The sequence below is a fragment of the Salmonella sp. SAL4457 genome (assembly GCF_046548235.1).
GTDB lineage: Bacteria > Pseudomonadota > Gammaproteobacteria > Enterobacterales > Enterobacteriaceae > Salmonella > Salmonella enterica.
The window spans coordinates 1-248 of the sequence record NZ_JBGDZO010001040.1; the positions used below are offsets into that span (position 1 = coordinate 1).

General features: G+C 63.3%; 1 protein-coding gene. It reads right to left on the bottom strand.

The window, feature by feature from the left end; genetic code table 11:
* On the bottom strand, positions 1 to 228 hold a 228-nt coding region (locus ACLJNW_RS27345; protein ID WP_410961691.1), incomplete at its 3' end, for a BON domain-containing protein.
* Between the last annotated feature and the right edge of the window lie 20 nt (positions 229 to 248).

Genomic DNA, 248 nt, shown 5'->3' on the forward strand with positions numbered 1-248 from the left:
CTTCTGCACCCCGTCGACGCCCTGGGCGACGCGGACAGCCTGGGCGGCTTCCTGCTGGTTGACCAGGCCCATCATGTAGACGATGCCGTTCTCGGTGACCACCTTGATCCGCGACGAGGGCACGTTGGGATCGCTGAGCATCTGGGTCTTCAGCTTGGTGGTGATCCAGGCGTCGTTGTTGCGGGCGAGCAGGGAGGAGGGCGAGGTCACCTGCAGTTCGTTATGCACGTTCTTGACCTTCTGCACCG